This window comes from Paenibacillus sp. FSL K6-0276 (assembly GCF_037977235.1).
Taxonomy (GTDB): domain Bacteria; phylum Bacillota; class Bacilli; order Paenibacillales; family Paenibacillaceae; genus Paenibacillus_AQ.
In genome coordinates, this window is record NZ_CP150276.1 from 3,243,572 (window position 1) to 3,266,695 (window position 23,124).

General features: G+C 41.5%; 23 protein-coding genes and 1 pseudogene. 6 read left to right on the forward strand and 18 right to left on the reverse strand.

Annotated features, from left to right (window positions below; genetic code table 11):
• Positions 1 to 350: 350 nt before the first annotated feature.
• Positions 351 to 2,132: an ABC transporter substrate-binding protein gene (locus MHH52_RS15355; RefSeq protein WP_340003454.1), complete on the reverse strand. Its 1,782-nt coding sequence runs from the start codon at positions 2,130 to 2,132 to the stop codon at positions 351 to 353.
• A gap of 144 nt (positions 2,133 to 2,276) precedes the next feature.
• Between MHH52_RS15355 and MHH52_RS15360 the strand changes: the two genes are divergently transcribed.
• Positions 2,277 to 3,521, forward strand: coding sequence for an MFS transporter (locus MHH52_RS15360; protein ID WP_340003455.1), 1,245 nt, complete (start codon positions 2,277 to 2,279; stop codon positions 3,519 to 3,521).
• Positions 3,522 to 3,683: 162 nt separating this feature from the next.
• Here the strand turns inward: MHH52_RS15360 and MHH52_RS15365 are convergent, their stop codons facing one another.
• Entirely contained in the window at positions 3,684 to 4,640 is a 957-nt protein-coding gene (locus MHH52_RS15365) for a WYL domain-containing protein (protein ID WP_340003456.1), read from the reverse strand.
• Between the two features lie 110 nt (positions 4,641 to 4,750).
• Between MHH52_RS15365 and MHH52_RS15370 the strand changes: the two genes are divergently transcribed.
• Together MHH52_RS15370 and MHH52_RS15375 are read left to right on the forward strand one after the other, a co-directional pair.
• Positions 4,751 to 5,686: a Gfo/Idh/MocA family oxidoreductase gene (locus tag MHH52_RS15370; protein ID WP_313641246.1), complete on the forward strand. Its 936-nt coding sequence runs from the start codon at positions 4,751 to 4,753 to the stop codon at positions 5,684 to 5,686.
• A 232-nt stretch (positions 5,687 to 5,918) separates the two neighbouring features.
• Positions 5,919 to 6,173, forward strand: coding sequence for a hypothetical protein (locus MHH52_RS15375; protein ID WP_340003457.1), 255 nt, complete (start codon positions 5,919 to 5,921; stop codon positions 6,171 to 6,173).
• Positions 6,174 to 6,281: 108 nt separating this feature from the next.
• Here the strand turns inward: MHH52_RS15375 and MHH52_RS15380 are convergent, their stop codons facing one another.
• The 4 genes from MHH52_RS15380 to MHH52_RS15395 form a co-directional block, all read right to left on the reverse strand.
• Complete coding sequence (locus MHH52_RS15380) at positions 6,282 to 6,761, reverse strand: flavodoxin domain-containing protein (RefSeq protein WP_340003458.1); 480 nt, start codon at positions 6,759 to 6,761, stop codon at positions 6,282 to 6,284.
• Between the two features lie 35 nt (positions 6,762 to 6,796).
• On the reverse strand, positions 6,797 to 7,420 hold the full coding sequence (locus MHH52_RS15385; protein ID WP_340003459.1) for a helix-turn-helix domain-containing protein: 624 nt from the start codon (positions 7,418 to 7,420) through the stop codon (positions 6,797 to 6,799).
• A gap of 186 nt (positions 7,421 to 7,606) precedes the next feature.
• Positions 7,607 to 7,699, reverse strand: a complete 93-nt coding sequence (locus MHH52_RS15390; protein WP_340003460.1) for a sporulation protein YjcZ — start codon at positions 7,697 to 7,699, stop codon at positions 7,607 to 7,609.
• A gap of 229 nt (positions 7,700 to 7,928) precedes the next feature.
• Positions 7,929 to 8,438, reverse strand: a complete 510-nt coding sequence (locus MHH52_RS15395) for a GNAT family N-acetyltransferase (protein ID WP_340003461.1) — start codon at positions 8,436 to 8,438, stop codon at positions 7,929 to 7,931.
• A 164-nt stretch (positions 8,439 to 8,602) separates the two neighbouring features.
• Between MHH52_RS15395 and xerS the strand changes: the two genes are divergently transcribed.
• The gene (gene xerS, locus MHH52_RS15400) at positions 8,603 to 9,685 is read left to right on the forward strand and encodes a tyrosine recombinase XerS (RefSeq protein ID WP_313641264.1); all 1,083 of its coding nucleotides are present in this window, start codon (positions 8,603 to 8,605) and stop codon (positions 9,683 to 9,685) included.
• 135 nt (positions 9,686 to 9,820) lie between these two features.
• Here xerS and mobB read toward each other — a convergent pair.
• The 10 genes and pseudogenes from mobB to MHH52_RS15450 form a co-directional block, all read right to left on the reverse strand.
• Positions 9,821 to 10,447 (reverse strand): annotated as a pseudogene (mobB, locus tag MHH52_RS15405) (molybdopterin-guanine dinucleotide biosynthesis protein B).
• Positions 10,448 to 10,460: 13 nt separating this feature from the next.
• Positions 10,461 to 11,723 carry a gephyrin-like molybdotransferase Glp gene (gene glp, locus MHH52_RS15410; protein ID WP_340003462.1) on the reverse strand — a complete coding sequence of 421 codons (1,263 nt, stop codon included), beginning with the start codon at positions 11,721 to 11,723 and terminating at the stop codon, positions 10,461 to 10,463.
• A 100-nt stretch (positions 11,724 to 11,823) separates the two neighbouring features.
• Positions 11,824 to 12,024 carry a hypothetical protein gene (locus MHH52_RS15415; protein WP_340003463.1) on the reverse strand — a complete coding sequence of 67 codons (201 nt, stop codon included), beginning with the start codon at positions 12,022 to 12,024 and terminating at the stop codon, positions 11,824 to 11,826.
• 197 nt (positions 12,025 to 12,221) lie between these two features.
• On the reverse strand, positions 12,222 to 12,728 hold the full coding sequence (locus tag MHH52_RS15420; protein WP_313639887.1) for a DUF4178 domain-containing protein: 507 nt from the start codon (positions 12,726 to 12,728) through the stop codon (positions 12,222 to 12,224).
• 14 nt (positions 12,729 to 12,742) lie between these two features.
• Complete coding sequence (locus MHH52_RS15425; protein WP_313639888.1) at positions 12,743 to 13,147, reverse strand: DUF350 domain-containing protein; 405 nt, start codon at positions 13,145 to 13,147, stop codon at positions 12,743 to 12,745.
• 123 nt (positions 13,148 to 13,270) lie between these two features.
• Positions 13,271 to 13,939, reverse strand: coding sequence for a PspA/IM30 family protein (locus tag MHH52_RS15430; RefSeq protein ID WP_340003464.1), 669 nt, complete (start codon positions 13,937 to 13,939; stop codon positions 13,271 to 13,273).
• A 70-nt stretch (positions 13,940 to 14,009) separates the two neighbouring features.
• Positions 14,010 to 14,348, reverse strand: coding sequence for a hypothetical protein (locus MHH52_RS15435; protein WP_340003465.1), 339 nt, complete (start codon positions 14,346 to 14,348; stop codon positions 14,010 to 14,012).
• Between the two features lie 23 nt (positions 14,349 to 14,371).
• Positions 14,372 to 15,304, reverse strand: coding sequence for a dihydroorotate dehydrogenase (locus MHH52_RS15440; protein WP_340003466.1), 933 nt, complete (start codon positions 15,302 to 15,304; stop codon positions 14,372 to 14,374).
• A complete protein-coding gene (locus tag MHH52_RS15445; protein ID WP_340003467.1) occupies positions 15,297 to 16,001 on the reverse strand; it encodes a dihydroorotate dehydrogenase electron transfer subunit in 705 nt (234 codons plus the stop codon). The genes MHH52_RS15440 and MHH52_RS15445 overlap by 8 nt, the downstream gene beginning before the upstream one ends.
• 87 nt (positions 16,002 to 16,088) lie before the next feature.
• Positions 16,089 to 17,123, reverse strand: a complete 1,035-nt coding sequence (locus MHH52_RS15450) for an NADH:flavin oxidoreductase/NADH oxidase (RefSeq protein ID WP_340009674.1) — start codon at positions 17,121 to 17,123, stop codon at positions 16,089 to 16,091.
• 184 nt (positions 17,124 to 17,307) lie between these two features.
• Here MHH52_RS15450 and MHH52_RS15455 point away from each other — a divergent pair, with 184 nt between their 5' ends.
• Positions 17,308 to 18,189, forward strand: coding sequence for a polysaccharide deacetylase family protein (locus MHH52_RS15455; protein ID WP_340003468.1), 882 nt, complete (start codon positions 17,308 to 17,310; stop codon positions 18,187 to 18,189).
• A gap of 191 nt (positions 18,190 to 18,380) precedes the next feature.
• Here MHH52_RS15455 and MHH52_RS15460 read toward each other — a convergent pair whose 3' ends face one another.
• A complete protein-coding gene (locus MHH52_RS15460) occupies positions 18,381 to 19,040 on the reverse strand; it encodes a 3D domain-containing protein (RefSeq protein WP_313639894.1) in 660 nt (219 codons plus the stop codon).
• 392 nt (positions 19,041 to 19,432) lie between these two features.
• Here MHH52_RS15460 and ppk1 point away from each other — a divergent pair, with 392 nt between their 5' ends.
• Positions 19,433 to 21,547, forward strand: coding sequence for a polyphosphate kinase 1 (ppk1, locus tag MHH52_RS15465; protein ID WP_340003469.1), 2,115 nt, complete (start codon positions 19,433 to 19,435; stop codon positions 21,545 to 21,547).
• Here the strand turns inward: ppk1 and MHH52_RS15470 are convergent.
• The gene (locus MHH52_RS15470) at positions 21,495 to 23,024 is read right to left on the reverse strand and encodes a Ppx/GppA phosphatase family protein (RefSeq protein ID WP_340003471.1); all 1,530 of its coding nucleotides are present in this window, start codon (positions 23,022 to 23,024) and stop codon (positions 21,495 to 21,497) included. The two genes, ppk1 and MHH52_RS15470, sit on opposite strands and share 53 nt — an antisense overlap.
• Between the last annotated feature and the right edge of the window lie 100 nt (positions 23,025 to 23,124).

The window sequence follows — 23,124 nt, forward strand, 5'->3', positions numbered from 1 at the left end:
AAACAAAAAGACCTTTTAGCTATCTGCTAAACAGGTCCGAAAGGCAAAAAAAGTGTCAAGTATCGACCGTTCTTTTGTCTCGGTCCTTACGGATCAGAGCAAAATCCAACGAGTTCACCTCCATGGCTACAAGTGAATTATTATTCATATATCAAAACCTATTAGAGCACCATTCGATAATTAATCGATACAGCCTCCGGAAAGTATAGCAAAAGATAACATTCCTGTACAAGCATAAACGCCTTCGGCGTCCCTAAAGGACGGTAAGCGTCTATGCGAGAAATAGAAGGATAATGTATCGCGTGAAATTTATACTTTCTTATATTTTAACAATTTTTAGATAACTCTTCTTAAAAACTAGTAGTTTTGATCCATAGCTTGGAGATATCTAGGAAGCCAAATGAGCCCGTATGAAGGCCAAACAAGCTTTGATTAAGCTGTGCTTTTTTATTCATATGACAGCCATGTAACACCCAAAAGTTGTCTCTAAGCACACCTTCCGCCTGGTCCAGTAACTTAATTCTTTCCTCCTTAGGGGATTGCGTGAATTCGTCTAGTAGCTTTGAGAATAACATGACCTGATCGTTCTGCAGCAGTGAAAATAAATAATTAGATTTATTATTAAAGTAGTTAATCATACCCCACTGCCAGTCATCTTCAAGAACCTCTTCAACAAGCAGGATTTCAGCGGTGTTCTTTTTCTTTATGGTTTCTGAGTTAAATTCATTGAATAAATTGAGTTTAATTTGCAGTCCAACTGAAGCAGCCCGTTCTTGAAACCACAAAGCTTCTTCTCGCTCTTCTTTTTTATCTTTAGTAGCAAATGTTAAGGTTTCTCCTTGATATCCACTCGCCAATAACAGGTTTCTTGCGTGCTCCAAGGCAGGCTCTACGAAATCCCTCTTACTGCTCTCCCAAGGTAAAAAGCTATCAGCAGGAGTAATACGGTTCCCTCCTAACTCCTTAATTAAAGCCGCTCGACTGTAAAGTATACGAATCGCCTGCCGAAATTGTAGATTTTGATGAATGCCTTCCTTATGGAAATTAAACAGGATATATCGGCATCCCAGGGCAGGGTAGTCAATACTGTGGTTACAGATGATATTAGGTAATAGCTCTCCTTGAACGGGATTTGGTAGTTCGTACAATCGTTCATTTGAAGCTTGTTCTGGCAAATACCAAATCTCCACACGATCTAGCAGCGGGCGAATTCCGTAATAATAATCAAAAGCCGTTAGGACTAACACATCTTCATTTAGATCTAGTAAACGGTAAGGTCCTGTTCCACTCACTTCATTAGCGAGATCTACATCAAAAGGAAGAATCGACATATGAATACAACTGAACATGTGGAGAAAAAAGAGATTCGGACGAGATAGTTCGAACCGGATCCGGTGATCACTTTCGAGTTCAACTCGCTCAATATCCTTATACAGACTTAACGCCGGACTGTTCAAGTCTATAAGCCGCTGAAATGTCTCTTTTACATCTCTCGAGGTCATAATCCTACCGTGATGGAACCGCACACCCTTACGGAGATAAAAAATATAACTTGTATGATCTTCATTGGCTTCCCACATATGAGCCAGTCCGGGGAGAAAGGAATCACTAGCCGCATCATAGGTAACTAATGTGCTATAAATTTGTCCAAGTAAGTAGGATTCAAACGCGGTGTATACATATGCTGGATCCAGTACTTCCAAATGCCGATTACGTGTTATTCGCAAGACGTCCAATCCTGATGTCGACTCCGATTCACTACGGAAGCCCATCTGCTTGTTTAACACCATTAACAACCGTTCCTTTAATGGATCGCTAACTTGGCCACGACTTAATAACTCTATGGCTTCCTTAATCTTTCCTTTACTTATTAGTTCCTGAAAGTTGCCCTCCAGCACTTCTTCAATCGTTCGTAGAAAAGTTAACTGCGATATATGCCCGCGCCCTCTTCCCGGCTGCCAGTGTATAAATCCCTGCTCTTCAAGCTTTCGCAAAATAAATTTTACGTTCCGTGGAGTACAACAAAGAATCGAAGCCAGTGATTCTATCGTTACAGGAATAGGTTCATCTGTTCCTGTAGTAGGTAGGACAGCTGCTGATAAACATAAAAAATGATTACTGTTATGGTCCATAATCGTTCACTCCTTTAAAGGTGAAACACTGTAAGAGAATCTTACACTTTTACTTCCCCCTTTTATCATTATAATTATACATATATCAGCAATGAATATGCAGTACTAATATTATAGCTATCAGACTAGGAGACCTTTTCAATTATGAATCAGCATCTAAGGCATATTCACCCTCTAGCTTGGACTATCATCGTCGGTACGATGTTCGGACGTTTGGTAACTTCAATGAGCATTCCGTTCTTATCCATCTATTTAACCCAAGTCCTTGGAGCAACCCCCACCCAAACGGGGATTACGGTAGCCGTAAGCTCACTGGCAGGAGTAATGGCCAGCTTCTACGGAGGATACATCTCGGATATTGTAGGCCGCAAAATCGTTATGTTAATCTCCGTATTCGGCTGGGCGGCTGTATTCTTCGGATTCTCAGTTGCTCAACATTTGTGGGTATTCTTTCTGGTGAACACCCTGAACGGATTATGCAGATCTGTATTTGAGCCCACTTCACGGGCACTTTTGTCCGACATTACACCAGCTGAAAGTAAGCTGCTTGTATTTAATCTTAGATACGCTGCCATTAATCTTGGCGTTGTATTTGGTCCGATTATTGGACTACAGCTCGGCTCTGCAGAATCTACATTTCCTTTTATGATCGCTGGAATTGTATATGTTGCATACGGAATTGTATTATTCATTCAATTCAAATTACACCGTTCAAGCTTGCCGAACCGTACTCAAGCTGAAGCACCACGTTTACTTGAAGCTTTGGCAACAACCGGTAGAGACCGTGTATTCCTGCCTGTGTTACTGGGTACTATCTTTTGTGTATTAGGATACGGACATTTTGGCTCAACAATGGCACAGTATTTAGCAATGAACACCCATTTCACAAATGGTGGGCAATTATTTTCCTATATGTTGTCGCTAAATGCTGTCACCGTACTTGTGGTACAATATCCAATTGTACGTACTGCAAGCAAATTCTCACCGATTGTTCCCTTAATTCTAGGAAATATCTGTATTGCACTCAGTCTTCTCTTAGTTGGTTTGGCTGGAGGAGTAGCCCTTCTTATGTTCAGTGTGGTTCTGTTCACTATAGGGGAAGTCCTGCTCTTTACGATGATGGATATGTTGATTGATCGGATCGCTAAGCCTGAAATGAAAGGTACGTACTTTGGAACGATTGGATTTAATAATTTAGGGAGTGTAATAGCACCTATCTTCGGAGGAGTATTACTTGACCATTATGGAGCTCAGAACGGCCTTGCTATCTTCCTGCCATTGGCTTTAACGACTGCTATTGGCCTTCCTTTTCTAATCGTTGCTCATAAAAGACTAACTGCCAGAGAAAAGTTGTCTCTTGGCGTTGAATCTAATGTAATAAAAGGATAATTTATTCAAAACTAAGGGTTATTTCTTGGGTGAGCCGTCATTAGTTAACATATTCATCATTATGTAAACTATTTGAACGTATATAACATATTTAAAATAAAAACGGACCGTTTCATTGCAGTAGATGCAATCGAGACGGTCTCTTTTTCATAAGAGTGTAAACTAATTGTATATCCTATGCAGCAAATTCACTTGCTCTTTCACATATTGTCTCAGTTCCAAAGGTTCCACAATCTCGGATTGACCTAACATCCCCCAAACATTCGTACAAGCACTTTTATAGCTATACATATTTACAATCAGGGTTATTTGATCTCCTTCCTCTAACCTGTTCATGATCTCCACCCCATGTAGAGAAGCCTCTCTCCTCTTATTCATTCTAATCACAATAGGATAGACCTCCTCCTCTTTACAAGATTGCTTAAATGCCTGTCCCTGCTGCTTCCAGTGCTCTTCTAATGAAAAGTCCTGAGGGATAACGTACTCTTCCTCCAAAAGCTGCGTAGAAGCGATTCGCTCACATTTAAACGTGCGGATTTGTTCGACTTCTTCACAGAAGGCTATAAGGTACCACTCTTCTTTTTTCACCACAAGACCATAGGGCTGCAATTTCCGGCATGTTACTTCTCCGTTCATCTTGTGGTACTCGATTTGTAGTTTCTGAGATCTCCAAACGGCTGTCCGAATTGATTCTAGACAAGGTATTTCTAAGCGTTCTGTCCACCAAGGCGTATCATCGAAATAAAAACGTCTTTGTGCCTTCTGGATATCCGTTTGATAGGAAGCGGGTAATGTTTTTTCTAATTTCAGCAGGGTTGTCTTTAGCTTTAATCCGGAATGAGTATGACCGCCAGTATAGATCCCCATTCCTGTTAGATATAGATTGATTACATCTTCGCCGTGAAGCTGATTCAGGTTAACTGTATAACCCTCCATTAAGGAGATGCCACCATTCGGTCCCGGCGTGGATAACATAGGTATCCCTGCTTCAGCTAGTACATCAATGTCCCTATAGATAGAACGAATGGAGGTCTCCAGGGCTAGAGCTAAATCATTGGCCTTCATTTTCCCTCTCGATTCCACTAATAATAAAATAGCAATCAAACGGTGCAAGCGCATAGGGAGCCTCCTGTATTTCTTTTTTTAAAGTATACATCATAATTCTTGCCAAGCTGTTGTCAATAATAGAAGATTATAATTAGTTCATTACATAAAAGGAGCTGATACACATGAATGTAGGCATATTAGGAACAGGGTTCGGAGCTTATCATGCTGAGTTATTGACGAAAATGGAGCGAGTAGACAAAGTGATTATCTTTGGTAGGAATGAAGCTAAGCTGCAGAAGCTAAAACAAACGTTAGGCGTTGAGATTACTACAAATATTGAAGATATTATGCTTGATTCCGCCATCGATGTGATTGACATCTGTTTGCCCTCTAATTTACATAGACACTATGCTGTTAATGCGCTTAAGAATGGAAAACATGTATTTTGTGAAACACCCGTTTGTTATAACATCGAAGATGCCCTAGCGTTGAAGGAAGTAGAACAACTATATGACTCTCGAATCCTCGTTAACCAGTTCATCAAATTCGATCCTGCGTACAAATATCTATACGAAACGACTCATAATGAGAAATACGGGAAGCTTTTATCCCTCACCTTAAAAAGAGAAACACCTCCCTTGTGGGGTGACCTCGGACTACACTCCATTGCTACAAATCTGATGATTCACGAATTGGATTTTGTGACCTGGGTGCTGGGGTCAACGGAACCTCACTCGGTTTGGGGAACCGATGGTGGTAAAAATGAACAAGCGTTAGTACGTGCGGTTTTCCAACAACCTAATGTATCCGTAGAGATCGTTGTGTCCTCACAAATGCCGGCTGCTTATCCTTTTTCAGTAGGTTATGAAGCTTATTTTGAACAAGGAAAACTTGTCTATCAAGAAAGTGACGATATGAAAGGATCTGTGGAAAGATCATTCATTGAATATACCTCTTCAGGTAAACATGAACTTTTATTAGATCCAGTTAATCCCTATGAAAAGAGTATTGAGCATGTACTCCAATGCTTAGAGGATAGTACTTCGTCAATAATCGAGTTAGATCATGCCTTACAAGCAATAGAACTAGCTATTAAGATAGGAAAAAAGCTTGTATAAATGGATGAGGTGGTGTTATATCCTTTTTCATGGGTTTGGTTTGTTGGGTGAGCTGGATTTTCAGAAATGAAGTATAGTGACCAGGGTGAGATTGGATTTTGACTTTATCTATTGTGAATTTTTCATATGATGAAATAGTATAATTAATAATTGAATTAGCCCTTTGTGATAAGCTATCCTTAGTCCTTGTTCAAAAAAAGCTGTTATTTCACTAGGGTACTGGAGGGGTTTCATGCTTGGAATTAAGGTAGATAAATCAGAGAATAAACTAGTTAAACGGTGGCAATTCACAAAAGTGGTGGTACCCTTTGCTGATATTGTGGAGGTAGCGTTTGATCCTACTTATGCTGGTAGCGATAAGACTGCGATTCGGATAGGGATACCTTATGGAGCAACTAATCGATTATTAATCCGAACAAAAATTACTAATTACATTTTATTTACGACAAACGCGGAATTTTTAGAGATAAAATCAATTCTTTTATAAGTAACCACTCATCGATATTATGAATGACTGCTTTTAGATGACCACGATATAGTTAACATATTTATAATTATGTTAACTATATCGTTAAATTCGATTTTCCACACTCTTTTACCATTTCTTCATCGCAAATGCAAAACGCTCTATCGTCTCTTCGGATAATCCATTTACACTCTTATTCTTCCCTTTTACCATTCGCAGAACCAATCGATCTAGCAAAGATAACTTCTTTTCATAAATCTCATCTCCGAACACTTCTTTTGTAATTGATTGGTTATACAGCTCTTCTGGAAATGAAGATTTCAATTCCTGTGTGGCTTGCTCACCCTTCGCTCCTGCACAAATAAACAATCCTATGCGCTTTTTACCTAGTTCATTTTGATATTTTGTAGCAAACTCAGTCATTTGTTTTTGTATTTTCCCATAATAAATAGATCCACCTAAAATGACAGTATTATAACGTTCTAGTGTCGGCTCTTTGGCAAGCATCAAATTAACTACTTCAGTCTCTTCACCCAACTGATTCTTCAATAAATACGCAGCTTTCTCCGTACATCCATATTTAGAGGTATATATAATAATAGTCTTCATTCTAATCGCTCCTACTTTATAAGATTTATTAGATTTCACCTGGTTGCTATTGCAACCATTGCATCCAGATAACAAGAAATCAGTGCTTCGACCTGTTCTTCAGGCAGATCCTTTTCCACAATCAAACGCATGATTAATCCGAACGCAGCGCTCCATATTACCTGAGCAGTGAGCTCTATCGAAGATTCCTCACGGAGTGCTTTCGATTCAAACCTAGATAGACATTGGCAGAGCATACCAATCGCTTTACGTTCCTGAGCAGCTCCTTTGAATAGAACAGCTGTGTAATTAAGGACAGCTGGTGTATCGTTCAGCATTACATTACGGTACTCTACACCTGTTGAAAGGGTCATCCTGATCATTTGCTCAAGCGATTGTCTCAAAAGCGTCTCTGCTGGCAGTTCATGCTCTACCTTACGTTGTACGGACTGAAGCCCGGCAACCATATCTGTATATTTTTGTTGCAAATATCTCACTACAATTTCATCTTTTCCCTGAAAATAATGATAAATAATTCCTGGAGAATACTCGATTCTCTCTGCAATTTTGCGGATAGAAAGCTTCTCAATACCGTCTTTCGCAATCAACAAAGCCGCGGCCTGTAATATCATTTTCTTCATATCTTCACGCTCACGCGTTTGCCGTTGTTCTTTAGTCATCTTGACGTCTCCTTATGTTTTGAACATCGTTCAATCATTGAACACTGTTAAATATATATTTGATATAACTTTAATTTCTATATAGTAAGTCACATGCAATTAACCCAACTTTTAATGTCATATCCAGACATAAAAATCCGCCAGTCCATATAGACTGACGGAACCCTTATTCTTGAAGTTAAAGGATTACAGACAAAGAGTTTTAGTGATGATAACCAACAGGATAAACAAAACCAGAATAGCTCCTGTTGAAGTAAAACCTCCTGCAAAATCGCCCATTTTAACTCCTCCTTTGTAATTGAATACATCATAAGATATGCTAAATCCCCCACTCTGATTGGGTATAATGAACAAAAATAACCCAACAGTCCCGTTGGGGCTGTTGGGTTATTGGTTTACATATTATAGATTATGTAAACAATATATGTACTTATCTCTTGAACCTTAAGATAATCATTTAATTATTATGACCACAATTTCATGGTTTCCTTTTCAATTTTATTTTAGGTCAATTATTCACCCTATTAATATTTAATGTGTTGAAGTATTGACTTGGGTTTCCTTGTTGCGGATTAAAGCGCTCTTGAAATTCTCCATTTGTGTACTCCCCAATTACTTTATGCCAGAAATTTCGTGCGGGCGTATTTGCACGAACTTGTGAAACCTTCCAGTCACCAGGGTACATCTCAAACAATTTATGCGCAGCCCATGTACCTACACCGCTTCGGCGGTATTTTTGCATAACAAAAAACTCAGTCATGTAAAATTGCCCCTCGGAATTACGAAACAACCGTTCCACCAAAGCAAATCCAGCGATATGCCCGTCCACTTTAAACAAATACGCAAATTTATTGTTGCCACTACTCCAATAAGATTCTAATCCCGGATAGGCTGGATATACTCCATCCTGGTCTACATCAAGCTCCAGATAACGAGTGAAATCATATAAATAGTACTGCATTAGTTTACTTATTGTCTGTTTCCGCTCTTTGGGAACCAGCTCCATTACAAGTTCCATTAGGTGCACCTCTGCTATTTATGTTTACTTCACATCATATAACTTAGTTACTACAGGAGCAAGTTCATCTCTTGTAATTAGCTTTGATCAAAGCCCATAGGAAGACAAAACATGATAAGATAGAAGGAAGAAATTATATGCAAACTATGGAAAAGGTGAATCACATGAGCGTTCAAAAGAACGATGACCGTAAAAAACTGGATCTAAAGCTACCTCTCATGCCTTGGTTCGTTCAGCAGTTTATTGACTATAAGCGACCTGATCTATCCCCGTCCACCCTACTGGAGTATATCCGGGATTATGAATCCTTTTTTGGTTGGCTGCGTGCTGAAGGTCTCTCTCAGGCCAGCTCTAACACAGAGATCACGCTGCTTGAATTAGAAACCCTGCATATGGACAGTATTGTTGGATACCGCCTACATCTTACTACCCGGGCTGAGGGAACAAATACACGTGTAACTGTGTCCCGTAAACTGTCCGCTTTACGCTCCTTATTTCATTATTTAAGTCAAATCGCTGAGGACGAGAATTTCTACCCTTTGCTTAAACGAAATATTATGGCCAAGGTTGAAGTTAAACGAACTCATAAGCCTAAGGATACTGCTGCTAAATTAAAGGGCAAGATTTTAGAAGATGAGGAACTGCTGGAATTCGTGGGTTACATTTATGAAGGATATGGACGAGATGTTGAAGGTAATAAGCAAGCCTATTATTCCTTTCAATTAAATCGCGAGCGCGATGCCTGTATTGCTAGCTTAATTCTGAATTCTGGCCTGCGTGTATCCGAAGTAGTCAATCTGAACGTGGATGATCTGGATGTTAACAACAAACTTATCTATGTCACCCGAAAAGGGAACAATGACGAAACATTCAAAACCCCTGTTTATTTTCGAGAACAAGCTAAAGATGATCTAGCTCTATATTTGAGCCTACGTCAAACCCGTTATAAAACGCCAAAAAAGGAAAAAGCATTGTTTATCGCTTTGCCCAACGGACGACAAGAAGGTAAGCGCATGACCAAAAGAGCCATTCAAGAAATGATTATTAAATACGCAAAGCGCTTTGGTAAGCCCTATCTAACGGTACATAAGCTTCGTCACTCTTTTGCAACAGACTATTATCTGCAAAACGATATTTACAAGACTAAAGAACAGCTCGGGCACGCTTCCACAGAAACAACCGAAATCTATGCTCATCTCACTGACAAAACGATGTCCGAGGCGATTGAACGCCGTTTGGATAGTTAATTTCTTTTCAAAGAGCCGGCTACTACCCTTCCAATTTTATGGAAAAGATGTGGCTGACTCTCTTTTTACATGGTTTAGAAAGACTGATCAGATTAGCATTAAAGTTTGATTATTGGCTTTTCTATTGTGAATTTTTCATATGATGAAATGTTGTAAAAAATCTCGTTGGCGCATTAGATAATTAGCTATTTCCATCCTATTGTTAATTTCAAAAAGTTCATTTCGCTCCACTGCTTGCATCGACACCTTGTTCATCATGGGCTGCCAAAACGCGTTAGCAATAACATTGCTCAACTTATCTAACAGTTGTAAGTCGTCTTCCTCATGGATCAGCACGATCTTAGGATAGGCTTCATTCTTTAACCCCTCAATCAAAATGTAATCATACGCTGAAAAAGAGGTTATAAGCTCTGCTAATCCGCTACCCCTCTCTTCTATTCGTGCAGTCTGTGTAGGGCTTGTGATAGCGATTCCTGATGTCCCTGCTTCGCGCTGTCACTAAGTATCCGTCCCAGGTTGATCGATCTCAAAGCCATGTGCATCGTGCTTAATTACGGCTACTGTGAACCCATTCTGCTGAAGCAGCGGAATAAGATGACAGATCAACGTGGTTTTTCCGCTGTTTTTATAGCCAAAAAATTGGCAAACCGCTGGTAGTTGATCGTCTAAATCTGGATTTCGACCCTTCTGACGATTAATTCCATGATGTGTGCGGCATAGGCTTGATGATCTTAACGAAGTGTTCCTTCTACCGCGCATCATGTCTGGTTCTCCTTTATACACGTATTTCTCCAGGCAGCTTGATAATAGTCACTTTAGCCCCCGCAGATAAGCCTCGTTCCTCTGGTGGGACAACAATCAGACAATCGCTATCCTTGATCGTGACCATCACGGAGGATTCATCGATAGATGCTGGAACTGCATAAAGACTACCATCCCGGATCTCTAATCGAGCCCGAACAAAGCGGGTAAAGTTATTCACTTTGTTATAATCTGCCCCAAGAGTTGCGCTCCATTCTGGTAAGAATGGCTGTGACGCGCTCTGCATTAATCTAATAACAGGGCGTGCGAACAATTGAAACCCAACAAAACAAGCCCCTGGATTACCTGATAAGGCTAACAGTAGCTTACCGCCTCTAACAGCAGCAGTAGTTACGCTCCCCGGACGCATCGTCACTTTATTAAATAGCATATCTCCACTCTGTTCACGTACTAAATCGCCCATGATATCATAATCTCCTACAGACACACCACCAGTTGTAATCACAAAATCATAAGTTTCGAGCGCCATCTGTACTTTACTTCGAGCCAGCTCCAGATCGTCAACAATAGCTCCCAGCATCACCGGCTCCCCACCTGCCTCTTTGACTAAGGCTTCAAGCATAGGTGAGTTGCTGTTTCGAATTTTGCCAGGCTGTAACGGTTCATGCACCTCTAATAGCTCTGTTCCTGTCGCAAAGATAGCTACCTTAGGCTGACGATAGACTTTCACTGTATGTATGCCAAACGCTGCTAGTACAGCTATATCCCCCATAGAGATTAAACCTCCCGCTGGCAGCACCAGCTCACCTTGGCTTAACTCCAGCCCCATCGGTGTGATATTAAGATTAGCTTCCTGCTTCTTTCGGATTCCAACGTAGGTCTTTCCTTCCACCTCACGTGTCTCTGTTACCTCCAACATAACTACAGTATCGGCCTCTGACGGCACCTGTGCTCCAGTCATTATCCTTGCTGCTGTTCCTGAAGTTATATCTACCGATGGCACAGCGCCACATGGAATATTGTCCACAATTTCTAACCAAACGACTTGTCCATTTACACATTTATTGGTATCCGCTGCGATAATCGCATATCCATCCATACCAGAACGATTAAACGTGGGAAAAGGGTGTGGCGCTATCACTTCTTCAGCTAAATAACGTCCACAGCACTCATTTAATGGTACCTGCTGGGATTCTAGCGGATGAGCATATTCGATAATTTTGGCCTGTGCAGCTTTAACTTGAAGCGCTTTGCGCTGAAATTTATTATCCTTCATAAAAGCCTCCGCTCTAAAACGTCATTTTTTTAAGTAATAGATAATATTTTAACATGAGCCTTCAGGAAGTGTAATCATACACACAAAAGGCTACCGTCCTTTATAAAAGGACGGTAGCCTTTTCTACGAATAAATGATTCGTTGTATAAACTGAAAAGAGATATTTAATCATGCGTGTATACTTAGTAGCTCGTTTCAGTTCTTCCATTTCAACTTCATTCAATTTTTCTTTTCCTGTGTATTGATTGATTACTTCTCTGCCGGTATATACAGGTGTTGCATTTACTTTCTCTTCAGTCATATCTGGATCAAATATAGAACCCTAGGTGGCACCTCTTATCATATTTTCGGCAAAATCCTTTACTGATTTCAGCTTGCTCTGTTTATCCATTGCTTTCCCCTCCCATTATTCTTGTTAATCCAGTATACGAGTCTGCTTTTTTATAGTTGCAAAAAAAAGATGCGATCATCTAGATCACATCTCCCTCCGTTTCAATTCTAGGATGCTCTAATTACCTTCACATCACCAGGAATTACTTTCTCACCTTCATAAAGCATGAACCGTCCATGTTGCCATTCCACACGCAGAAGTCGAGAATCATCTGACTGATATTGCCACACATGTTGCTCTCCGCCATTCATAAAAGGGGTTTGACCTGCGACAGCAACAAATCCCTCATATTCTTCCTCTAGAAAAAAAGTATAGCCGTCCAGTTCAAGTGTTGTTGGAACTTCAGCAGGATTATCTAAGCGCCCATCAATGGGTTTATACAATCCGTATTGTAGTTGTTCCCGCTCCTCAATATGCAAATAAGCAATCTGACTTCCATCTCTTAGTGTCAGAACTACTGCATTTCGTCCACGATTATGAGTCCTGCCGGTTACCTCATAGGTAACAAGCGATACTTCACAGATGTCTCCGGGAGACAAATTAAGCATACTTTTCTGAACTTCCTGAGCCACTGGCTTGGAGAATAGATTACCTATACGTTTCCATATACTCAACTTGATCGTTCCTCCTACATAAATGCAGAAATAATTAATGCTCCCGTAATTTGCAGCGAACCTGATAGTAAGCCATACCCGATTTTGCCAAGCTGTGTACCATGATCCAGATCCAGATTCCCCCATTTAGCCAATAGAAGACGGACCGTTCTTTCCAAAATAAGCAAAAGAAAAAATGATACTATCGAGATCAGCAAAGCATCTAGCAGGCTGTTAGAAGCAGCTATCGATGACGATAAAATAAATGCTTGTGCCAATAGCTTCATTACAAAACGTGTAGTAACTGCCATATTTCCAGCCTTTAACTCTTCTAAATCATTGTATCGCGTGAAAAGTGAATCTACGAACATCAGCACAAACAGTAACACCGCGCCGCTCACCGTCCACACGACCATGGACACCAGGATATGGAGATCCATTCTATAGCCCCCGCTTATTCATTTTGCATGCCTGTCATAAGCATAGATAAAGCGAAGAGGAAACGATATTCCTGTCTCCCCTTCGCCTGTGAACATCAGCCGTGAATCGGCTAAGATCAAATGTTATTGCTTCTCGTATTGTTTCATCAGAGCAGCCAGTTCATCTTCCACTGCTTGATCTTTATTCAGCTTCTCGAACTCATCATCAAGTGATTTGTTGCTCGAGCTCATCTCATTGCTAGCTTCAGCTTGAGCTTCTGCTTGCAGCATTTTATCTTCCATACGTTTCAGACCAGCTGATGCGGAATCGGAGCTGAAACCACTCATTGCTTTGTTAATCTCAGTTTGAGCTTTGGCAGCATTATAACGAGCAACCAATGTTTCGCGTTTGTTCTTCATTTGAGTGAGCTGCTTGCGCATCTCGTCAAGCTTGCCACGAAGATTATCCGCAGATGCCTTGTTCTGGTCGAAGCTAGTTTTGTATTCTATCAGTTTAGCTTCAGCAGCCTTCTTCTCTTCCAGAGCACGGCGAGCAAGGTCAACATTACCAGCTTGAGCTGCAGCATGTGCCTGTTGAGTACGTTTGTTAACAAGCGCCTCCTGCTCTTCATAAAGCTGCTTGAACTTCTTCTCAATAGCGATTTGAGCCGCTACAGCTTTTTCTGCATCTTCCAAATCTTCGGTCATATCACGAATGTACTGGTCCGTCATCTTAATCGGGTCTTCTGCTTTGTCAATAATCGCATTTACGTTAGACATTGTTAAATCGCGCAATCTTTTAAATATAGACATGGTTTCATTCCTCCAAAAGATAATTTAAATGCTTACTTGATATCTTTTACGCAGAATTGCCAATACCGTTTCAAATTTGTTGCGCTAAATGTTGATTTACTTTATTATTCACAATCTCCACGACTTCCATAATGCCTTCTTTCGAGAGATCGTCGTAGTGAATCCCCATAACAACTGTGACTGTCCTGTTCAGCGCCTCAGCTACCCTGACCGCAATAGACTCGCTTATCATATGCTCTTTATGATGTGGAACAGCAGAGGTCAACACCTCAACCTGATCTCCATTTAGATAAGCGGTACTTGCCGCTCCGATATGACGAACACCTCCGCTAATCAAGAGCAAGAGATCGCGGCCAACAGCCGTCGCCGTCAGTTCAATATCATCAGGGTTGATCTTATTAGAAGCCAATAGTATCTCCTCACTACTCCACTTTATATAATGCCACGTATTTCATCCAGTGATTGGATGTTCTCTTGAACCATGAATTGCTCAAGCTCTTCAACAAGCTGACTACCTGCTCGTAAATTCATGAAATTGTAAGTTCCCACTTGGATAACCGCAGCTCCTGCCATAATAAATTCAATAATATCAGTGGCTGTGGTGATGCCACCCATTCCGATCACAGGAATAGATATGTTCTGGGCAACTTGATGCACCATGCGCAGAGCGACTGGCTTTATCGCAGGTCCGGACAGTCCGGCATACAAGTTATTAAATACACTACTTCTACGGCGTACATCAATCTTCATTCCGGAAATGGTGTTAATTAGCGAGACTGCGTCTGCTCCCTCTTCCTGACACATTTGCGCCATTTCAACGATATTCTCCGCGCCTGGAGACAGTTTTACTGCAAGTGGCAGCTTGGTGGCACGTCTAACGGCCTGTACTACTTTTTGAGCTTCAGAGGTCTTGATCCCAAATGCGATTCCGCCTTCTTTTACATTAGGACAGGAAATATTCAATTCAATCATATCTACAGCTGTCTTCCCTAAGCTTGAACGGAGATCTGCATCACGCTGGATCATCTCTGCTCCAAGTACGTAATCCTCAAGAGTGCCGCCCCCAAGATTCACCAAACGAGCGGTATCGAGCGTTTCCCAATAAGGGCATTCTTTTTCTAAGAACGCGCCTACACCTGGATTCTCCAGTCCTACACTATTCAGCATTCCAGAGGCTGTCTCGTATACACGAGTGCCAGGATTACCTGCTTTTGGATGGAGGGTGAGCCCTTTACCTGAGATTCCACCTAGCAAAGACACATCATACAGCTTTCCATATTCACGACCAAAGCCAAATGTTCCAGATGCCATAATAATCGGATTCTTAAAATGAACGCCTGCAATAGTTGTACTCATCTTAGTCATGGAAAATCACCTCCTCAGCAAGAAACACAGGTCCGTCTGCACAAGCCTTTCGTTGACCATCACGACAGGACACACTGCAGACAAGACAGGCTCCAATACCGCAAGCCATTCGGTTCTCCAAAGATAGGTAAACTTTTGTTCTGCTGCCTGCCTCTTCAGCGGCTATACCTTTAAGCTGTGCAGCTTTAAGCATAGGATGCGGACCGCAGACAAAAACATGATCATACTGACTAAAATCCACACGATCCAAAATAAATCCGCCCACATCTACTGTAAGCTCATTGGCGAATGGACGGAAAGCTTCTGTCCGGTAAGCTTCTCGGCTAAAGCCTAAATAGATATCACATCCAGGAAGCTGTTTCGCACAATAATAAAGAGGCGCAATTCCTATTCCACCGCCGATTAGTGCAACCTTCCCTTCGACCTGTGGAAATCCCGTACCAAAAGGTCCCTCGAGCTCCACCGAATCACCTGAAGTCAAGCGTGAGAATATCTCAGTACCTTCTCCAACAACATGATATAGAAATTCAATACTATCTTCGTTTACTTCATGTATACTTAACGGTCTGGAAAGAATGGGATATGCGCCCCATGCCCGTAACATGTAGAATTGACCCATTTTACCGCCACTATTCGTTTCAACCTTAAGGTGGTACACTCCGTCTGTTAGCCGATCGTTACTTAAAACCATCCCCACGTTATCAAGCTCCTTCAAATTTTATCTTTATTAAGATTGCCTTAGAAGGAGTATAAAATCTGTGACAAACTTCACACTGAATGCTGATTATCCTCTTTTCCAGATCCCACGTTCATAAGGTTTAGGTACGTTAATTACGCCTCCAAGCGCTTCTTCCGCATGTAAAGCCCAATATGGATCGCTTAACATCCCGCGGCCAACGGCTACCAGTTCCGCACGTTCTTCAGCGACGATGGACTGTGCCTCAGTATAGGATTCAAGCCGCCCCACTGCAATTACAGGCACGTGTAATCCACTACGGATATACTCTGCCAGATCTACTTGATAGGCAGGTCCTGCGTTAGGCCCCCCATTTGAACCTATGGGACCTTCCCCACCGGAAGAAACATGGAGCATATCCACTCCAGCATTCTTATATCGTCTGCAAATATCCAGGGCGTAAGCAGCATCATATCCACCCTCTACATATTCCTTCGCAGATATTCTCATGATTAATGGCATGTCCACAGGAACAACTTCTCGGACTGCTTTAACTACTTGTTCTCCAAAAAGCGCAGGATCTTGTCCATATTCATCTTCTCTGACATTTGTCAGTGGTGAATGAAACTGGTGAATTAAATAACCGTGTGCACCATGAATTTCGACCGTATCAAATCCTGCCTCCACAGCTCTGCGCGCACCTTCACGGAAGGCTTCAATCATCTCAGAAATCCCTTCCTTTGAAAGAGCCTGTGGCGTTTTGGAATTAGCATCAAAAGGAATTGCAGATGGAGCCACTGGTGGTTCAGCATCCACTGCTTTACGTCCAGCGTGTCCTAATTGAATAGCGATTTTTGACCCATAAGCATGTACACCATCCGTGATCCTACGATAAGCTGCAATTTGCGTGTCACTCCAGATTCCTGTATCTCGATTGGTGATTCTACCGTCTGGATGAACACCCGTCATTTCCACGATGATAAATCCTGTACCTCCAATAGCACGGCTTACATAATGAACATAATGCCAATCATTAGGGATGCCATCCTCTTTATCCACCGAATACTGGCACATAGGCGGCATAACAATACGATTCTTCAACGATAACCCCTTCAACTCATACGGTGCAAACAAATCAGACATCATTGTCTCCATCCTTCCGAATCTATAATTGGCTCGGGAATCTCCCGTTCTATTAGTATACACGCATTGGTTCCTTCAAGAAATCTTAACTCAACCTCTTCGATAAGTAGCATAAATTCACCCATCTATGGAGATAACAATTAAGAATATGGCGATGTTCAGGTAGTAAAGGAGGCAGATGGGGATGCATTTTCAACGGAGAGGTAAGAAACTGCTCGTAATATTAGGAACAATCATACTTATGCTATTCCCAACCTATTCTTCAGAGGTTGTGTCAGCCCCTGTTCAGAGTCAGAAGACTCCACAGAATCATACACAAAGTGTACCCGCTTCAGACGAAGATAAGGCGATTTCAGCAGGTAGCTCTGCTACAAATAGTTCGACGCTTAACAACCATAAGACCACTAAAGGTCTGACGTTAAGTCAGTTATTACACAAATATCCGGAGACATTTAAGACTAGTGGGCCTCGGAATAAAGTCATCGCCCTTACTTTCGATGATGTTCCTGACCCAAGATTTACACCCCAATTGCTTAACATCCTTAAGAAATATAATGTCAAAGCAACCTTCTTTGTGGTGGGAAATCGAGCAAAGAAACATCCAGCTATGGTGAGAAGGATGATTAGAGAAGGACATGCGATTGGAAATCACTCGTATAACCACCCTCAGTTTGTGAAGCTGCAGATGAACGATTTTAGAACACAAATCATTAAGACCGAAAATATTATACAAACCTTGGCCGGATATAAACCCCGTCTAATTCGCCCACCCTATGGGGACATCAGTGAACAGCAGCTAAAATGGGCAAAAAATAATGGCTACACGCTCGTGAATTGGAATGTGGACTCTTTGGACTGGAAAGGACTTTCCAAAAACCAAGTTAGAAATAACATTCTAGCCCATGTTGGAAAAGGAGCTATTATTCTTCAACACGGTGGAGGCGGTCCAGGTAGTCATCTTCAAGGATCGATTGAAGCCTTACCTGAAGTAATAACAATTATGCGAAAACGGGGCTATACTTTCGTTACCGTTCCTCAATTACTACAGGTCTCCAAAAGTAAATAAAATATCCCCACAAAGTGGAGCTTTGCTTCGATGTGTACTCAAGTACTTTGTGGGGGCCCCAAATATATATTTTCTGATACGTTAAAAAACGGAGGCAGCCGCTTAGGACTCCCTCCGTTTCTTGTTTAATCTTATCTGAGAACTTTCCATAACTCTAAGTTATCTTTATAATTCTCTCTATTATTATCTACCTACTTAACAATGTATAATTGTACATATTGATAACCAAAAGACGCTACAAAGCTTTGGCTACCAGGAATAAAGATGTCGATACGATTACCCTTAATCGCACCGCCCACATCTGTTGCCGTAGCTAAAAAAGCTTCTTTTGGCAATCCATCGTGTGAATGACCCGTGACCAATACTTTGGTACCGATAGGAATCACATTTGGATCAACAGCAATAGTCCCAAGCTTGAGAGGATTACCGAGATAATCGACTGCGCCCCATCCTCCGTTCTCACTGCTTGCGGAAGAATACGCTGAAGCTTTTACTTGAATCGTTTTGTCATAATTGAAGGACTTACCCCATGCTTCAACTGTTTTAGTATCTGGGTTTACATTTAGACTTGGCGTAATCACTGTTGATTTGTCTGGCGCAGGTACGGACTCAGCCTGCATTTTACTAGGTATTGTAATTTCGAGACCTTCGTAAATGTTCAATGCTGCAACGTTTGGATTAGCTTTCATTAATTCATTCACACCTACATTGTATTGCTTGGATAAAGTATAAAAAGTATTGCCTTCCTTAGCGATATGAACACTGTCCGCATGAGCTGGAACGGCATGCAGTAATGCACTGATTCCCATAACTGCAGCAAGGGCTTTAATTGTTCTGAATTTGTTCTTCATAATTGCCTCCTCATTAGATGAGCGTAAACAGTATGACTTCCGTATACGCTCGTGTACATTTTAAGTACTTATGTACATCTTGTGTGATGTCTTGATGTGTTGCAGTCTTTTGTAAAACTGACAGGACTTAATATATCACAATTTTGTAACCAATGCTTATGTAATTGTTACCATTATGAAATATCAAGTTTCAATATTGTCATTTTTGCGGATGGTTGTCAACATAATTTTTATTATGTAAACCAACTCACAACACATATGTACCTTTTCAAAAAATTATCATATAAAATTCCCGAAGATTTTACATAGAGTTAACATTTCATACTTTATCCAATAGTAGAATGATAGAATATGATAAATAGATTAGACAACGAATCATATTTGGAGGTCCCATGAATACAGAAGAGCATAAAAACAACCAAAGCAGTCCAGCCACTGCTTACCTCAATAGGGATTTGAGCTGGATCGAGTTTAACCGACGCGTGCTTAAAGAAGCGCAAGACCCTGATAATCCGCTAATGGAACGAGCAAGATTTCTGGCTATCGTCTCAAGCAATCTTGATGAATTTATAAGCGTTCGAGTAGCAGGAATTCAAGATCAGATCCGGGCAGGCTATACAAAAAAAGATTTTACTGGCTACACCCCCTCCGGGCTATATAAACGCCTCATCAAACGAGTTACCAAAATTGTTGCCGACCAATACCGAATTTTCCGTGATATTTCACGGAGTTTGCATAAAGAAGGTATCGTTTTTGTGGATTATGAGGATCTCACTCATGCACAAGAGCAGTCCATAGAACAATATTACCGGGATATTATCTATCCTGTACTTACGCCAATGGCTGTAGATCAGAGTCGACCGTTTCCACTCGTTCATAGCCAATTTATCTATTTGGCAGTAGTTCTTACTCGTAAGAATGGTCATGAAGAAGAGCCTTATTTTGCTATTCTACAAATTCCATCTAATCTGCCAAGATGTATTCCTCTTCCACACCGATCTAACAGCAAGAAACGGCAGTTTGTATTTATCGAGGATGTCATCCGTCATCACATTCAAACTTTATTTAGTGGTTACGAACCCGTTGCCGTTAGTGAATTTCGTTTGACTCGCAACTCTGATCTCACGATCGACGAGGAAGGTGCCGAGGATCTTCTAGAAGAGATTGAAAAAGAGCTGCGCAAGCGTCGTCGCGGAGTTCCAGCAAGGCTTGAAGTACAAAAAGGAATCCATCCGTATGCTTTGGAACAGCTCCAAGCTGAGTTTGAACTGGAAGACTTCGTATTTGAAATTGAAGGTCCACTGGATCTAGGTTTCCTTCGTAATTTTTCCGGCAGTATAAAAGGCTTTGGATACTTAAACTATCCAAGCATTGAGCCCGTCTACCCTGCTGAATTTGAAGAAAACGAGGATTTCTTTGAGGTATTGCGTGAACGGGACGTCCTAGTCTACCACCCTTACGAATCCTTTGATGCGATGACGGACTTCATTATTCAAGCCTCTGAGGACGAACATGTGATGGCCATTAAGATGACTTTATACCGAGTTAGCGGAAACTCTCCTCTGATCACCGCACTCGCTAATGCTGCTGAGTCCGGTAAACAGGTTACAGTCGTTGTAGAGTTAAAAGCACGATTTGATGAGGAACGTAACATCGCTTGGGCCCGACAACTTGAAAAATCTGGATGTCATGTCGTTTATGGTCTTGTTGGACTCAAAACACATGCTAAAGTTACCTTGATCGTCCGTCAAGAAGGTCATGAATTACGTCGCTATGTGCATGTAGGCACAGGAAACTACAATGACAGTACAGCCAAAGTCTACACAGATCTCAGTCTATTTACCGCTCAAAGCGATATCGGACTCGATGCTTCTGAGCTATTTAATCAAATGACTGGTTATTCCGCTGATTTTGACTGGAACTCCTTCATTGTAGCTCCAACGGACATGAGCCTTTCTTTACAAAGGCTGATGAAACGTGAAGCGGAACATGCCGCTGCTGGCAGACCTGCACGTATCATTGCCAAGATGAACTCTCTATCTAATCAACAAGTAATTGACGATTTATATGGTGCCGCACAAGCCGGTGTATCCATCGATTTAATCGTTCGGGGGGTTTGTTGTCTTCGTCCGGGGATTGAAGGCTTAAGCGAAAACATTACTGTTCGCAGTATTGTAGACCGCTTTTTGGAGCATTCAAGAATATACTATTTTGAAAATGGCGGAAAACCTGAGGTGTATTTATCCAGTGCAGACTGGATGACTAGAAACCTAACCCGACGGATCGAGCTGATGTGTCCAGTTAGAGACAGCAATATTCGTAAACAGATCGTTAAGATTCTTGAACTATCCCTTAAAGATAATGTTAAAGCCAGCTTCTTACAGCCTAATGGATATTACGAGCAACCAGACGACAAAAAGGCCCCTTTCCGGAGCCAGTTCGCAGCAATGGATGTTACGCGTTGGAAGGGAAACCGAGTTTTACCTTCACCGCCCAAGCATTCTTAAATGCTTTCAAGGCGTTCTCAATGTCCTCTAGACCAATCAGAAGTGCTGAAGCGCCCTCTAAGTCCAGATGAAGTGTGTTGCCGTGCAGGTTAGCTTTCAAGCCGCTTACAATCCCGATCTCGGTGCTGTCCAGTGCAATGCTCAGTTGTACAAGAGATCCGAGCTTATGAATCCACTCTTCGTCGGAAGGCATTAAAATGTCCTTATGCATCAGGGACAATTTCTGCTTCCGGCTTTTTGTGCTGTACGAGGCAATCATCGCGCATAAGATAAGCTGGCGGTGTGTTAGACCACGAATCGGTGAATTCATCAGCCAATACAGGGTATGTCGTTTGGATTGATAATAGTTAATGTTAGATCCCGTTCGATGGAGCATAATGGATACGTAAATTAACATCTCATGTTCAGCTTTATTCTCTTCATCTTTGAACGCGTCAAACAGACTGAGAGCTAGCTTGTTGATGTGATCTAAATACCGTTTAGAGGTATGAATATCAAACCGGATGATCGTGTTTAAACTGTATTCAAGCGCACTGTCTCGTACCGGTTGCTCCGGCTCCAGTAGGTCATGTAGCATGCCTTCCCTGAGCCCTTCCCCGCTGATTACAGCCTGGCTAGCACCAATATACTGATATACAGTATGGAAAATAATCAAACCGGATACGATGATATCTGCTCGGCTCTTAGACAACCCATCTAAATCTTTACGTTTATCATAAGGCATCGAAGGTAACGTGTTCATAAAATGTTCAATCGTCTCACTCGGCATCGTGTAACCATGAGAGTTAGGTAATGAGTATGCTCTAGTCTTCTGATCCAGCTTGCCTAAGGAACGAACCGTCCCTCCCAAACCAAATAATGGAAGTCCTGCTTTTGCATTAAGCCAATCATGCTCTACCAATCTCCCCAGAACAAAAGTCTCCAGTTTGTGAATCTGATCGCCGTTCCAGTTCCCACCCTGACCAAACATAAGATTTGTATTCACCGCCCCAAACGGGAAGGATATGCTGTGTTGATAACGACGCCCGCAAAAAAGAGTTATTTCTGTACTCCCGCCACCAATATCGATGACATAACCATCCTCAACATTAAATGCGTTTATGACGCCCAAGAAGCCAAAATAAGCTTCCTGATGGCCACTGATGACCTCAATAGGTATGGTAGAGGCTTCTGACAGAAAGGCAATAATTTCACTTGAGTTAGCTGCGTTTCTTATTGCCGCTGTAGCACCTGCACGAATAGTCTGCACTTCGAAAGCACTGCAGATCTCCTTAAACTGACGCAAGACTGGAATAATCGTCTCCATGTCCTTCCGCTCCAGTCGACCTTCCTTCGTAATCTTCTCACTAAGACGTGCGGAGTACTTACATTCCTTGATGATCTTATAGCCTCCTTCCGGCGTTGTATCATAGATTACAAGACGAATGGAGTTAGAACCAATATCGATAATGCCTATCCGGCGCAGATCATCTCTCATTATGTATGTACTCCTTTTCAAGTTGATTGACCATCTATTATACATGGTTAACATAAATAAATGAACTCAGTCCAATATATCCCCAAATTACGCTACTGTT